The organism is Pseudoalteromonas luteoviolacea NCIMB 1944 (assembly GCF_001625565.1).
Classification (GTDB): domain Bacteria; phylum Pseudomonadota; class Gammaproteobacteria; order Enterobacterales; family Alteromonadaceae; genus Pseudoalteromonas; species Pseudoalteromonas luteoviolacea_F.
Window position 1 is genome coordinate 129892 of sequence record NZ_AUXS01000097.1, and the last position, 15100, is coordinate 144991.

8 protein-coding genes and 1 tRNA gene are annotated in these 15100 nt (G+C 41.4%); 1 reads left to right on the forward strand and 8 read right to left on the reverse strand.

The window, feature by feature from the left end; genetic code table 11:
- Positions 1-53: 53 nt before the first annotated feature.
- The 5 genes from N483_RS25615 to N483_RS25635 all read right to left on the reverse strand — a co-directional run bounded on the left by N483_RS25615 (position 54) and on the right by N483_RS25635 (position 9121).
- Positions 54-944 carry a hypothetical protein gene (locus N483_RS25615; protein ID WP_023400395.1) on the reverse strand — a complete coding sequence of 297 codons (891 nt, stop codon included), beginning with the start codon at positions 942-944 and terminating at the stop codon, positions 54-56.
- 5 nt (positions 945-949) lie between these two features.
- A complete protein-coding gene (locus N483_RS25620; protein ID WP_023400396.1) occupies positions 950-5044 on the reverse strand; it encodes a DUF637 domain-containing protein in 4095 nt (1364 codons plus the stop codon).
- Between the two features lie 22 nt (positions 5045-5066).
- A complete protein-coding gene (locus tag N483_RS25625) occupies positions 5067-7730 on the reverse strand; it encodes a hypothetical protein (RefSeq protein WP_063383414.1) in 2664 nt (887 codons plus the stop codon).
- Between the two features lie 856 nt (positions 7731-8586).
- Complete coding sequence (locus N483_RS25630; RefSeq protein WP_036976703.1) at positions 8587-8787, reverse strand: tetratricopeptide repeat protein; 201 nt, start codon at positions 8785-8787, stop codon at positions 8587-8589.
- A 257-nt stretch (positions 8788-9044) separates the two neighbouring features.
- Positions 9045-9121 (reverse strand) — tRNA-Pro (locus tag N483_RS25635).
- Between the two features lie 383 nt (positions 9122-9504).
- Between N483_RS25635 and N483_RS25640 the strand changes: the two genes are divergently transcribed.
- On the forward strand, positions 9505-10890 hold the full coding sequence (locus N483_RS25640) for a fibrinogen-like YCDxxxxGGGW domain-containing protein (protein WP_023400400.1): 1386 nt from the start codon (positions 9505-9507) through the stop codon (positions 10888-10890).
- 60 nt (positions 10891-10950) lie between these two features.
- Here the strand turns inward: N483_RS25640 and N483_RS25645 are convergent, their stop codons facing one another.
- From N483_RS25645 to N483_RS25655, 3 genes are all read right to left on the reverse strand, one after another.
- A complete protein-coding gene (locus N483_RS25645) occupies positions 10951-11448 on the reverse strand; it encodes a DUF6702 family protein (protein WP_023400401.1) in 498 nt (165 codons plus the stop codon).
- A complete protein-coding gene (locus N483_RS25650) occupies positions 11448-13904 on the reverse strand; it encodes a M1 family metallopeptidase (protein WP_023400402.1) in 2457 nt (818 codons plus the stop codon). The genes N483_RS25645 and N483_RS25650 overlap by 1 nt, the downstream gene beginning before the upstream one ends.
- 136 nt (positions 13905-14040) lie before the next feature.
- The gene (locus tag N483_RS25655) at positions 14041-15051 is read right to left on the reverse strand and encodes a CobW family GTP-binding protein (protein WP_023400403.1); all 1011 of its coding nucleotides are present in this window, start codon (positions 15049-15051) and stop codon (positions 14041-14043) included.
- Positions 15052-15100 lie beyond the last annotated feature (49 nt).

Genomic DNA, 15100 nt, shown 5'->3' on the forward strand with positions numbered 1-15100 from the left:
TTTGTTTGTTAGTCAGTGTACAGTAGAAACCAAATTACTGATTGGGCAATCAGCTACTGAATAACTTCCAAGTCTGGGAGGTATGTATCACGAAACGCAAGTAATTCAGCGCTATCCATATTACAATCGAATCTGACATCCAGCTTTTTTAACCCTCTGGTATAGGCCACCTTAAGTGGTTCTAACCAAGCATCACAAAACCCGTCAATATGCACATATTTAATATGTTGATTTGCGAAAAGGTCATGCACAAATTCCATGCATTGTTCTGGTATTTGAGTCAAATACAAAGTATCAATGTTTATATCAAAGAACTTGATGCCATTGTCTAAACTTAAGTATTGAATAGAGGGAAATACAACCTGTTCTTGAAACGCGACGATATCTAAAAAAGATCGGCTCAATGTCACGGTCAGGCTTTCATCATCATCACTTTGACAGGTTATTCTTCCAGTTTCTTGTTCCAATTCGTGATCAAAAGGCGCCACATCCCAATAAACAGTATGGCCATTTTCACAAAACTCATATGTTTGCGATGTGTTGTCTGTATCAATGGCCACTTCATGATAAAGAGGTGTATTCATGTGGTATGAAATACCTTCTCTTAAAATACCCTCTCGATAGACGTTTTCTGACTCGACCCAGCCATTGTGATGTGGAGAATACAGAGTGCCCGTAAAAACGTCTTCTTCGACCATTAATGGCTCAATATGCTCTGCTACTAACTCATCGGTTATGAGGTGCTGATTGATTATCGCCTGTTTAGAAAAAGGGCTTAGATAAACATCGCCAATAACACCTTTTTCAACAAAGTGTCTTTTCACAACTTTACCTTTCTCGGTAAAGATAGCAACGCCGCTAAACGGCGTGCCATCAAAGTGTAAAAGACCATTTTGCTCAACTAAAGCGTTATGTATAACGAGCAAATGTCCTTTATTAATCATAGTGTTTAATCCGTAATTATATTGAACCCTTTCAGTATACCAGAACAGTTCTGACAAGCAGGGAACGGGTTACCCGTTTTGTCATAAAGTTTGTATGTTGCAAGGGTAATATCTTCGACTGTTGCGGATGTATTGTTCAAGTACCAATTTGCCGCTCGCACTTCAGCGTGTAGCCCTGGGGCACCAGCCTGCGTAGCAATGCCATTGCCTTTTTTCAGCTCGGTGTTTAGGTAATCTAAAATCCGTTGCTTGATAATAGGGTGCAGTGGCTCCTCTCCTTTGTAGAACTCTTTTTCTATGTACTTCACGTACTGTTCAGGGTCTTTGACAAGTATACTTTTATTGACTTCTTTCCATTCAACATGTGTTTCAGCTTTTTTTACCATTTTCCCAACTTCACTTGGTTTCCCAGTAAAGTTAAAGAACTCAGGTGATTTAGCTAAATTGGTACCAGGTGCAAATGCTTGAGAAATAGCCTTACGGTTATGAGGCAATGGTGTTTTACCATCTCCGTTCTTTAACAAGTCTTTTGCTTTTGCTTGTAGAGCTTTCGCAAAATTGGTTTTTTCTAATTCAAGATCAATTTTCTTATATTGCTCTATGTTATTTTTCTTCAACAAATGACCAACATATTTAACCCCGCCAAACACCATTGTAAGCGGTGCACTTGAGAAATTTCTCAAGCTATCAATCAGCGGAACATAAGCTATATAGTTTTCTTCCTTTCTATCAAACAGCGTTCTTAACTCGGTAATACCTTGTACTGTGTCATACTGTTTATCTGAAATATCCTTTTTAGCTTGTTTAAAGGCGGTGTACGGATCTGTGTCTCGTGCTCGCTTGGCCAGTGCCCCCCAGTCGTAGTGGATAATTTGCCCTTGGGTAGATTTGTATTTGGCCACCACAGATGCACCATATTGCTTAGTCAGTTCAGCAACTTGTTCAGGTGTTCCGTTTTGCAAAGTATCCATTATGGCGATGTCTTGCAGTAACTCTAGATCGGCGCCTGTCAGTGGTATGTTTTGATAGTGAACACCTTTAAATGCGTCCGGGATATGTACACCTGCATCTAATGCTTCTTTTACAGTAAAGCGGTGTGCACGAGCATGCAGTAAAATATTGTGATGCTCTAGCACGGCAAGTAATGCTGTTGCTCTTTGGTATTGAGGTGACATCTCTCTGATCAATGCTGAACGAGTGATGGCTGTACCTTGATTTGCCGTTCTATTGATGACTTCAGCTGAGCCTTTTGCGACGAAAGCTGCAAGACCCGCGGCTAATCTAGCTAAATCAGCACTTTGCGCTTGAATTGCACCAAGCTCTTTCATCGCTTGTTTCATGCTACCCCATTGATAAATTTCTTGAGGCGTCAGGCGTGCTGTATTCATATACGCATACAGTTCTTCCTGCGACATTTGCGTTGCATCTATACCAACATGCTTCTCTACCCAAGCTGCTGTCGCTTCACCTTGTGCTGTGAGCTTGTCAACTTGAGGGTCATATTGACTTGCAACAAACTTAGCTGCTACAGAACCTGCGGCACCTGCTGCACATTGCTGAGAGCGGTTAGAGTGTTGGCTATTGACATTAGCGAGTAAACATCCTGTTGCTGCGTGCGCGATGTATTTCGCAGCAGTTGACAAAGAGGTGCTTTCTATATTGGCCGTTAAAGTTTCTCCTAGAGCGCTGACAGCACTTGCTTTGAGTGCATTGACAAACGAATCTGATAGGTCGTCAATACTGCCGCCTGAAATAGCGGTCTCAATACCCGCTTTTGCGGCAGACTCGATAACAACTTGCAGTGATTGATTGCCTAGAGAGATTAATGTGTCTGTGCTCATAAGAGGAGCGTTAGGATCGTACTCGAAGAAATCAAGTCCATCTAACTCCTGCATCACACCAGCGGTGACCATTGAAATCGCAAGCGAACGCAAGTTGTCACTTTCAGTAATAGACTTAATGGCACCATCAATACCTTCGCCATTTGCCAAGCTGACAGCTGCTTGGGTAGTAAGCGTTGCAGCACCTGCTGATAAAGCCGCAGCCGAGAAAGTACCTTTACCAACAGCCGTGGCTATAGCACCATTAGAACCTGTAATTCCGGCACCTGCTGGTCCCATTGCAACAGAAACTGCTATCGCAATGACTGCCATTGCTGCTGGGCTTAGTGCACTGGTCGTTTCATGCTTTTTGATCCTTTCAAGCTTGGTATACACGACATCTAGCATGCTGTTACACTGCTTGAACTCAGGATCAGCTTTTATTGCTTCAAACGCATAAGGATTGATATTTCTCGGCGCTGAGGTCAATGATTGTGGAGGACATGCATATTCAGGGTCATTATAAAGATCAGACATCCAGCTCAAGCTTTTACTTGATGCAAAGCCATTGACAATATTAGAGACAGACTGGCCTTCTTGTTGCCCAAATTCAATAGTGATGCCATGTGTTGCGTTAATTTTTACGCCACCAACGATTTCATTGTATACGGCTGTATCTTCAGTATCTTGGATAGTCTCTGTTTTGATTTTCCAAGTACCTTTCCTTATTTTGTGGTAAAAGTAATGATCTTGCTGCTTCGCCATGAGAAGATTAACTCTGCCATTGCGAGCATCGATGTGAGTGCCGTCGGTTGACGTGATTTCAGTTGCTTTAAGTGTGATATCGCCATATTGAGACGCAATGAGAACACCTTTACCCGCATCCAATGCAGAGCGGATAGCAATGGTTTCGAACTCTTGTTCTGTTTCTGTTGTTTTCCCCCACTTACGGTTCATATCGCGTTGATATTCGTTAAATTCATTTGCGATGTAAACCCCGTTATTTGCGAGGATTTGGATGACGCCTTTATCTGCGTGTAATTTTGCCGCATGAAGCTCGACAACACCGCCAGCAAGCAGTTTGATGCTGTCTTCAGCGGTTAGGCGAGATACGAGATGTTCAACTGTTTGCGTGTTTTCAGAGTAACCTGGTCGTGTTTGACTACCAGCATAAGTCTCTTTAGCCGACTTAATAATGATGTTGTTTCCGGCATTGAGTGCAATATTATTACCTGAAATTTGAGCGCCTTCTAGCACAATATCATTACTGGTTTTGATATAGATATTATTGCCTTCTAGCTTGGCAATTTTTCCTAGGCGTGTACCTTGAGAGTAGGGGGTTTCATATCGATGAACAAGTGTTTTCTGTACGTAATTGTTGGCGAAAATTTTAACGTTTTTCGACGCAGAAAAGTGACTAGACAGATTTGCAACGGTACCACCGGCTAAGAGGTTTAAGTCGCCATCTGCGATTATACTGCCGTCTGTGACAGTAATGTTTTCAACAGATCTTATTAACGCATTACGGTACGTGTATAGGTTAGCAGTATCAACATTGATTGATTTAAATTCATTGCTCTCGCCGTGGAACTCTACTTGGTGGCCATTGACTTCTTGCGCTTTGATGGTATTTGAAGTTAAGTGTACAACTGGTACTAGCACGTTAACTGAGCCGATTGTTCTCGATTCAGGCCAAATAAAGTTTTTGCCAAATTTATCAATTTGCGCCTGTGATATGGCATCTCCAAATTTAGCGGCACCTGTTTTAGAGAATTCATATGCCTTATTATATAAATCATTTATTTGGTTTGATTCACTGGTGTATCCAATCAGCAAATTACGATTTAGTTCGTTATATATTTGCGAGCGAATAAAGCGAGACTGTACAAAGTTGTCACCGACCATTTCTTGCAGCGGGTAATGTGGAATAATTACCGTTATTCCTTGGACTTGGATCGGTATCATAACAGGAGGCTGTAAAGCCACTTTGTAATTATCTTTAAGTCGCTTAAAGAAAGTTCCAATGTTTTGTGTGGTTGAGGTATTAACCTTATCCTCAACGTAATCTGACTTTTTGTACCAGTAGCCATCGTTAACGTACGAGCGGGTGTATTGTGGGTTTGACAATTCCGCAGCTACTTGCTCATTGGTGATTGCCCAACCAATTGTGGGGAGCATCAGCTGGCCTAACAACATGAATATGTTGAGGCAGGCCGTCACTTTTTGCCACATGGGAACCTTTTGTTCCCAAGACTCTTTTTCTATGTTTTTTTCTTTCATGATATTTGCAATTCCAAGCCTATCACTTCATTAAGGTTGCAAGCACTACAGAGGTATACACATGCTCGCTTTCAAACTTACAATTTATGCCGATTGTATTGTTGTTTGTTTCACAATCTTTAACACTAGGCTTTCCTATGTCGTCAATCGCACTGTAGCCAGACTTACGGTATGAGTAATTAACCTCTTTCTTGTCTGCACTAATTTCATAACCAGTCAATACAATAGAGGTTGGTAGCCAGTGAGAGCCAAATGTGTTTGGTGGAGGGGTATTTAGATAACCTTGAATACGCTTGTTCAGCGCGTCTTCGATTTGTCTTGCGGTATAATTCGTGCCATCGATGTCTTTATCTTTATTCTTCTGATCTACTAAAGTTTTTAAGTTCACAGTATGGGTTTGATTACTACACGCAGGCTGTAAAACTTCACCATCGCCTGGCAGAATAACCATGCGGCAGGTAGTCACAACAAAAGTTAAAATATCGCCGTTGGTAGATTGAGAGGAGACGATTGCAGTGTTGCCAATTCCATAGTTATATTCAAATGTTTTCATATACTTGATACCTTCATTTTTCTTTTCGGTACCCAGTGCATCTAGATTTGTCACATTTAAATCACTACTCGAAGGCAGATCTTCTTTGACGCCGTATACACCGCCATGGAAAGACAGCAGCGTTTCAGACTCTACAAAAGTATCTATTTTTTCGAAGCGGCAGCGTCCAGTTGTTTGACAATATTTAGTGTCAGCATAAGTGGCCGTATACGTGTCTTTTGATAGACGCAGTCCAATTGAAGAAAGCTGTAAATTATTGAAATAAGCTTTTGAAAATACTTCTGTATAAGAGAACATATTGTTGAACTCTTGTGTCGAGCGAGCATTGTGCGTGCCATCACTGACTCTTAATTTACCGAATACGATGATTCGACCAGGAGGTGAGTAGTGGTTGATTTTTGAGCGGCTCCCTTGTTCTGATGAGATCACGCCAGTTTTAGAGTCGTTGGTGTAACTGACACCCGAATAGTACCCTGTCTCTACATCTAATCTATAGCGTTCGTTAAATACTTTATTACTATTGATATCAAAGACACCAGACTGGCTTAGGCTTAGAATTGCAGATGAGTTTAATATGTACTTGGGTGCTTTAATTTCAAGCTTGTTCTCGGCTTGGAACACAACATCGTTAGACCTTGCTGAGCTTACCTTGATGCCTGAACTCCAATCAGATGCACCTCTTGGAATGTTGTATGAATTAATATTCTCAAAGGCTTGTGCATCGACTTGAATTGAGTTGGCATAGATTTTAGCGGACAGGTTTGAATGGCTAACTTCTTTTATCTTTTGAACCTGAGAGTTATGGTAGATACCCTGGGATAGGTTTTCGTGATCTCTGGTTAACTCCAAAAATGGACGTGTCGAGGTTAAGTTCTGCCCACTGCGACGAGTACCATTTGCAACAGTTCCTTCTCTTGATTTCAATATAAGTGAGTTAGCTCTGATGATACCACCGTAGCCGTTGGCAATATCTTTTTGCGTTTCTATGGTGAGGGTACGAGCATTGATGTTGTTCTGGTTTGTAAAGTAATAACCTGAAACTTTAATATCAGTTGCTTCAACTTGACCTGAATTACTTACTCCAGAACGAGAGATAAACTCTGCGGCCCCCGAGTATATGATACCTTGGTTAATGATACGTGATAGAGAAACTAACTTAAGGTTTTCATCAGAGTATAGTTTACCGTAGTTGACAATATTTGGATTTACGAAAAAGCCACGACCATGACCCCAGGATTGAGTGTCTTCTATTGCTGCGCTTTGTAGTTCTACCCCTCGTGGCTCAAAATTAAATGGGTCACCCACAGAGAGCTTGCCAATGTGTGAAATAGCAATGCCTTCACTAGGGACAAACAAGCCATTGTCTGAGTTACTAGAAGATAGCGCTTCGGTTACTGTGTTTATATTGGTATTACTTGCAATGGTGAGGTTCTTATTTGTTGCAACTGAAAAGCCAGCACTTTTGTATTGACCGTTTATCGTTGCATTATAAGTTCTTGAGTTGTATGGCAGCATTTGAAGGCTAGGGCCTGTTATTTTACCGTCAGAATAATTGACGCTATATCCCCCTAAATAAAGGGAAATACCACCTGTGCCCACCTCAATATCTCCTGATTCATCCATAATGAGGTATTCGTTTTTATGATTTAGAGCTTTTAAATTGATATCGACACGAGTATTACTTGACGTAATCAGATTATCTGTATAAAGCTCGAGGGATTGAGCACCTCTGGCATTTAACGTTTTGATGTCAATTTGACCACTTTGACTGGCGACTATTCTATTTGAGTAAAATGAACCTGAAGAAATACTAATTCGCTTTGCGTTTTCGAAGTTACAATTTGTACAAGTAACCTTATTCGCCGAAGTAATTAACAGGTTTGCAGGGTGACCTAAAACTTCTATTTTTGAGTTGATATTAATGCTGCCAGAGAACTTGAGATGAAACATGTCTCGTTTAGCATCACCATTATAGATAATTAGAGGCTTATTAAGATTAGTAAGTGTTAAGTTAACAGTAGATGAAGTACCCTCGGGAGTAATTGCATACATGCTGTCTAAGTTAGACAAGGTATTTGCGTGCGTCACGCTCGCATACAACCATGCAGATATAATAAATATGACTCGATTCATACAGTAATTTCACATATTGGTTTATGTTGATTCTTTGGTTAATGGGTGTTTCCCATAGGTTATTTTATTTGTACTGGCATTAACTTAAAAGCAATAATTTTAAATTTATTTATTTTTTGTAATTTATAAAATTATTCATACTTCAAGCGTCAATTATTAGTTGGGTTGGTATGCTTTCAAGTGGCATTAATTGTGGTTAATAATTGTTCTTTTTGTAAATTTTATATTTCATTGTGTTCGAGTTTGTGTTGGTAAATTAATTGTATTTTTGACATCGAGATACAAGGGTTATTCTAAATAAAACGAGTTTTTCACTCTATTTATGAAGAGTAATTCCGCTTAATGAGTAGATACATTTGGTTTGGGGAATGAGTTAGAAAAATCGGTTTTATGAGAAAAATATGCCAGTAATTTAATGACGAAGATGTGTGTAGATTCGTTGGCAATGGTTAATTAAATAAAGGTGCTACCCATATGCTGGTATTACGGATAGAACACTCCAAAGCAGGGTTAACAAGGCAGGAACATTCGAGCAAACACACAGAAAGTGATGAAGTAAAACGCTTAGAGGTGGATCTTAAGCGAGTGAACAGGCGAACATTCAAAATCTATGGCTTCAACAAAAAGGCAACCGCAAACTAGTGAGTAAAAACCGTGTAACGCATTTAATGACGTTTGTTAGGCTCCAAGCTAGCAGCGGATATAGATGCTACTTCATTTGCTGATTGCCTAAGCTAGAGCAGGGTGGTTGAATAGTATATCTGGGCCTACAGTTTTTGTTTTAAGTTTGTTTTGTAAACAAAGTCCGATTCTAGCAGGCCTTAAAAAGGGTATATAGAATATTATTTTGCTTGCGTTATAACCCTTTTGAAGCTTTTTGCTGCGTCATTGCTAGCTCTTTGGCATATTCTAAATTCTTTGCTGCTACTTTTGTACTGGGGTGCTCCTTTCCAAGCAATTTTTGATTTTGAGCTAGTGCCAACTCAAAGTAGGCAATGGCCTTATCATAGTCACCTTTGCAATCAAAGGGGTCAGCAATCAAAGGGGTCAGAGTCAATGATTTGAAATCAAAGCTGTAGATGACTGAGCCTGGTACGTAGCAGATCTCGATGGACTACCAAGCTAATGTTCCAACAATATTGAAAAACTGACAACTCATTGCAACTATTGGCTGTGTCCAAAAGTTAACCCACAAAAACGAGCTTAAACGTAGAAAACAATCATGATGCTATAAATGTTTGGAGAAAAATTAAAAATCAAAGAAGCTGAATATTGAAAGCAAAAAGATAAGTAATTGAATAGGGAGAGGAAAGCTGGTCGGCATAGCAGGATTTGAACCTGCGACCCCTGACACCCCATGACAGTGCGCTACCAAGCTGCGCTATATGCCGACTTGGTTTGTCACTATAATGATTTTATTTGAAAAGGCAATAACTAATTGGTTTGTTTGGACATTAAATCATCACAATACGAAAATTGCGCAATTCAAAGTCTATTTTAGGTTGCTTTATTATCAATGAGATTATCGGATTCATGTGTTGCTCGCGTGATTGCGATATTCCAGTTTGAAACTGAGTTAGTACTCACATTCATTTAACTGACCGTTGGCGTTTCAAGCAACTCCCATATTTTTCTAATACAATAATCCTAATTTTAAGGATAATTCAATAGCTTATTCCAATTTATATATGTCAAGGTCACTGGCTTTGTTAGAATGCGGTCGAGAAAAAGGCTGAAGAAACGGCTTAAATACCCAAATATAAAAGGAAAAGATATGTTAAAACAAGCTTTGCTGATGGCACCTATACTCGCAGTATGTTCGGCCAGTGCTACTGTTCTGGTTGAGAACACCGCAAATAGCAATGGTACTATTGTTAATGCTGCTGCGAATGAAGTTGTGATTGCAGGGGTAGCTAGCAATCTTGATCAACAACCTGGTGCGGTAGCACTGCAAAATAATCAGGATGGTACATTTACAATAAGCTTTAAGGAGTGGGAGTACCTAGATGGCGCTCACGCAGATGAGACGATATCGACACTTACTATGAGTGTTGGTACGCACACGATGCAAGACGGTTCAATCTGGGAAGTGGGTACGGTCAATTTGAGTACGGCTAGCCAAACTTTTAATTTTGCACAGCAGTACGACCAAGTCCCTTACTTATTTTTAAGTCCTCAGTCTGACAATGGTGGGTTTGCGTATGTTGCCCGAGCAAGCAGTGTCAATCAAATTGGTTTTAATGCCAAGGTTCAGTTTCAAGAGCTGCAAACTAGCGCAAATACGCGCAATAATCAAACTGTTTCATATTTAGCGATTTATGCACCAAGTAAGTCTGGTAATTTGGATACAGGTGAAGTGTATAAACTTAACCAGATTAAAGTGGATGAACTACCAGTGCAGTTTGAAAGCCATGAGCTGTTTTTACAAGAGGAGCAGTCTCGTGATGCAGAGCTTGAACATGTACATGAAGTGATTAACGTGCTTGATATTAATGGCCATTTATTCGCTCAAGATATTACGTCGATTGGGGGTGATACGGCCACAATCCGTGCAAATAAAAATGTTCAACCAGCGTTTGGCAACACGAGTTGTAAGGCAATTTTAGATAAAGACCCAGCTTCACAATCTGGCTACTACACACTAGATCCGGATGGGGCTGGCGGCTTGCCTGAGTTTACTACTTTCTGTGACATGGAAATGGAAGGCGGCGGTTGGACCTTAATGGGTATCCGTTATGTGCCGGGTAAAGCTTACAACCATATTCACAACTTTGAAGTACTTTTCACGGCAACACAAAACATTACATCGTTTGATGACAACTACCACTTAACGGATCCACAGTGGGTTCATTATAAAAACAACAGCCAAGAAATGATGATCACAATGCGTGATGTGGGTGTGTTTGCTATCGCTGATATTGCAGTGCTAAATAATGCGAGTTGTATTCCATTGCAAGATACATTGGGTCGAAATCATGGTATGACGGGCGAGCATCAGTTTAGACTCTTCTGGCATGAAGCATCAGGTTGTAGTGGATCCGGCTCAGACTATTCGATGCTTAACTACCACAATATCTATGCATATGCAGGTGGCGTGTACAAAGCTGGCAACGTAGCTGGTATTGCCGTAGAGCAAACAACATATATATTTGTTAGATAATATAAAAATAGGGAGCAACCTGGCGGGAGGCTCCCTAATCTTTATCGTGTCAACAGCAACTTAAAAACGCGCTACAAGCCACTCGTCGTCGCGGCTAAAGTACAAAGTACGGACTTTGCCTTTCCCCTCAACGTTTACCATGTTGACCTGTGCAGGCCACAAGTCGCGTAACGAGCCGTTATACATTTTTATGCCAGTCACTGCGCTTGGTATCTGGGTTTCTTGGTAGACCCAAAAAAACTTACCCTCTACTTCAAAACCTACATTAGTTAAGCTGATATTTTTGTCACTCAGTGTTTTCAGTTGAAAATGCTTAGCGACGTAATCAGCAAACTGCTGCTGTGTTTTTTTGGCATTGAGGATATCAGCTTTTTTATCAAACAACGATTGCACGGCATGCTCGGTATCATGCAGATAAAAGCGATGCATGATCTCCAATTGCCCAGAGTTTTTGTTGAATAAAACGGTTGTTTCCGCGGCCTTTTGTTGATGTGCGAAGACACCTGTACTGAGCAGCAGAGCAGCGGCTGTGATGATCAGTTGAAGATACTTAATCATTATTTATCCTCTTCTTTTTCATCACTTTTTAGTTCAGTTTTGATATCTTGCATAATATCGCGCTTCACTTTGGCTGTGCTTTTTTCTTTTTTGTAGGCCTCTACACGAGAAGGAATAATGCGACGCGGGTAATGGTTATTTTCTACATCAACGTCGGCAGTTTCCCAACCAGGGTCGACAACAACTTGTGTCAGCACCTTATTTTTGTCTGTGACAATCAGCTTTCGAACATGTTTAGGGGTTCTGCGCCAAATCTCTGCCGGGATATACTGGCTCTCTTTACTGCCGTCTTCATAAGTGAGTTCAAGCAGGATTGGCATCACCAAGCCACCTATATTTGAAAACTCAAGTACGTAGTAGTTTTTGTCTTCTTCTAAAGCACGAGAGAGTGTTTTACGCTCCCAAGGCTTTAAAGAATCGAGAAATTCTTTGTACTCATTGCGCTCTTTATTGGTTACGGTAAAGCGGTCATTGTCGTCATAAAAGTCTCTGATATCAGGGTTTATTTCAACCCATAGTTTTTTGCCCTCGGCTTTGTTGCGCTCAACGAACAACGAAGATGGTTTATCGTTCTCAAACTGTCGCTGACGCGAAAAGTCGATATCAGGGTCGTGGGTATCTAAGCGCATTTGATATACCTTGTCGATTGAAATATCAACATGATCAGTCGAGTAGAACCAACCGCGCCAGAACCAATCTAGATCAACGCCCGAGGCTTCTTCCATGGTGCGGAAAAAGTCAGAAGGGGTAGGGCGCTTAAATCGCCAGCGCTCAGAGAACTCTTTGAAAGCAAAATCAAATAGCTCACGACCAAGTATGACTTCGCGTAAAATATTCAAAGCCGCAGCTGGTTTAGTGTAGGCATTAGGGCCTAAATTTAATACGCTGTCAGATTGAGTCATAATCGGAACTTGGTTCTCGGACTTCATATATCCAACAATATCTCTTGGCTCTACACCCCATGGAATGTTTGGATCCCACTCACGTCCCGCGACACCATCTAGGAAGCTATTGAGACCTTCGTCCATCCACGTCCACTGGCGCTCGTCGGAGTTAACAATCATTGGGAAGTAGATGTGACCTATTTCGTGGATCACAACGCCAATAAGGAAGCGTTTCTCTGCTTGAGAGTAGGTACGAGTGCCATCGTCTTGCAGCTCTGTACGTGGACCATTGAAGGTGATCATTGGGTATTCCATGCCACCAACCGGGCCGTTTACAGATTGCGCTGTGGGGTAGGGGTAGTCAAAAGAAAAGCGTGAATATACTTCCATGGTATGGATCACGGACTCGGTTGAATACTTCTTCCAAAGGTCGCCCCCTTCTTTTGGATAAAAAGACATGGCCATCACCATTGGCATCTCTTCACCACCTTGCTGGTAGCCGCGTGCATCCCACATAAACTTACGTGATGATGCCCATGCAAAGTCACGCACGTTTTCGGCTTTGAACTTCCACGTCTTGCGTTTGTTGGTACCTTCTTTTTCGTTTTCTAGTGCTTCTTCTTCTGTGACAATAAACACTGGACGTTTAGCTGTTTCTGCTTCTTTGAGGCGCTTGCGCTGAGTTTTTGTTAGTACCTGTTTGGCATTGGTTAAAACACCTGTTGCACTGACGATGTGATCGGCAGGTACATCAATCTCAACTTCGTAGTCACCAAATTCTAAGGTGAACTCACCTCGACCTAAAAACTCTTTATTTGTCCAGGCTTCGTAGTCGGTATAGGCGTGTAGTCTTGGAAACCACTGCGCTAAGAGGTAAATATCGTTGCCACCGGGGCGCGGATCATCGGCAAAGTGCTCATAGCCAGAACGCGCAGATACGGCATCTTCTTCGACAATGTTAAATGCGAAATCAATGGCAAATTTTACCGAGTCTCCTGACTTGAGCGGTTTGGGCAAGTCGATACGCATTTGTGTACCAACGAGTGTAAAGCTCAACTTTTTGCCTCGGTGATCAGTCACAGCGCTAATTTCATAACCTAATTCATTGTCAGCCATAAACTGCTGGCGTCTTAGTTCGCCAAGGCTGATTTTTGCAGGTTTGTTTTCGTTGCCCGGCTTAGTGTAAGGTCCTCGTCGACCAACACCGCCGAAATTATTGGCCATATTTGCTATCGAATCATCTTTAAAGATGTTTTGATCAAGTTGCACCCACAGGTACTTTAATCGATAGGGGGAGTTATTATGATAGGTGATTTTCTCATGGCCAGTTAGACGACGCTTTTGTTCATCTAGTGACACCTTGATTTTGTAATCGACCTTTTGTTGCCAGTACTGCTGCCCAGGCTCTCCCGCTGCATTACGATACACGTTTGGTGTAGGCAATACTTCATCTAATTGACGGAACTTGTCTTCGAAGTCCCCTTTCGTTTGATTAATTGCTGATGCACTTACCACACTGGAAAAAATCAGTGTTGCAAAGGTGGCAATCAGGATTGATGTGTTTGTTTTCATTTTGTTTTCTTTCTTTGATCCGCTTACTAAAAAGCTGTTTTACAGCTGTGTTTGTGATTTATGTCGTGTTGTCCCTCCTTAACATGCCTTGTAAAATTGGTTAAAAATAATTTAATACGGTGTTGTTGTTAAGCAATTAGCGATGGGACGCCAAGCAATCAAGTAGAGTGGCCTCTATATCTGGACAAATACGATTGCCGATAACTTCGATGCGGCTTTCGCTACATTCATCCAACTCGATTTCCGTTGTGCCATCAGCGGTTTTGTTATAACCAAAAATGCCTTGTGCTGTGATAAACACGGCTTTTAATCGCAAAGCATCTACACCTGTGATAAATGTGCGTAACTTAGCTCGGTCAAAAATTTGATCCGGTGCGAATCGCCATCCAACGCTTGCGAAGCCTTCTCCCTCATTTTGGGCGCTAAGAAACCCCTCTTCTGGAAACGGTTCAGCATTAATATCACGAGATGAATCTGTTTGGTGATGATGATGGTGGTGGCAGGGCGGCTTGGTAGTATTTTGCGTTTTACCACTCAACCACCGAGGGTCTAACTGACCATGCGAACAAAACTGCACCGTTTTGTCGTTAAAGTTTTTGTCTGCTAAATAGTTCTCAAGGGTTGTTTTATGGTGTGCGTTGTACAAATCTAGTTTATTACCAACAATCACGTCTGAGATAGAGATTTGCTGATTAAAAGTAGGATGATCTGTGAATCGTTTGTCTTCTAGATTGCGAGCATCGACTAGCGTGATAACTTTTTCGAGGCTGAGTAGTTGCTGGTAATAGTGATTAGACAGCAACTGTAACACTTCTACAGGGTGCCCAAGCCCCGTTGGTTCAATAAGTAACCTGTGTGGGTTGGCTTCTTTGAGCAATTGATTCAGGGCAATTTGCATCGGTAAGCCCGATGCACAGCACATGCAACCGCCGGGGACTTCTCGGATAAACACTTGTTGATCTTTTGGTTTGCTAAGTAAGTTGCCATCAATACCAATTTCTCCAAACTCGTTAACAAGAATAGCCCACCTCTCGTTTTCGGGTTTGTGACTAAGAAGATGTGTGATGGCAGATGTTTTGCCTACACCCAAAAAGCCAGTGATGATGTTGGTTGGGATCGCGGTGATCGGCTCTTTGTTACTTTGCATTGCTTGCTCCAAATTATGCTCATTAGAGTGACGATTGCGCTCTAGTATA

What these genes read in the sequence shown, in the direction of transcription:
- N483_RS25615 (WP_023400395.1), bottom strand. Translation starts at nt 944, where the DNA reads ATGATTAATAAAGGACATTTGCTCGTTATACATAACGCTTTAGTTGAG.
- N483_RS25620 (WP_023400396.1), bottom strand. Translation starts at nt 5,044, where the DNA reads ATGAAAGAAAAAAACATAGAAAAAGAGTCTTGGGAACAAAAGGTTCCC.
- N483_RS25625 (WP_063383414.1), bottom strand. Translation starts at nt 7,730, where the DNA reads ATGAATCGAGTCATATTTATTATATCTGCATGGTTGTATGCGAGCGTG.
- N483_RS25640 (WP_023400400.1), top strand. Translation starts at nt 9,505, where the DNA reads ATGTTAAAACAAGCTTTGCTGATGGCACCTATACTCGCAGTATGTTCG.
- N483_RS25645 (WP_023400401.1), bottom strand. Translation starts at nt 11,448, where the DNA reads ATGATTAAGTATCTTCAACTGATCATCACAGCCGCTGCTCTGCTGCTC.
- N483_RS25650 (WP_023400402.1), bottom strand. Translation starts at nt 13,904, where the DNA reads ATGAAAACAAACACATCAATCCTGATTGCCACCTTTGCAACACTGATT.
- N483_RS25655 (WP_023400403.1), bottom strand. Translation starts at nt 15,051, where the DNA reads ATGCAAAGTAACAAAGAGCCGATCACCGCGATCCCAACCAACATCATC.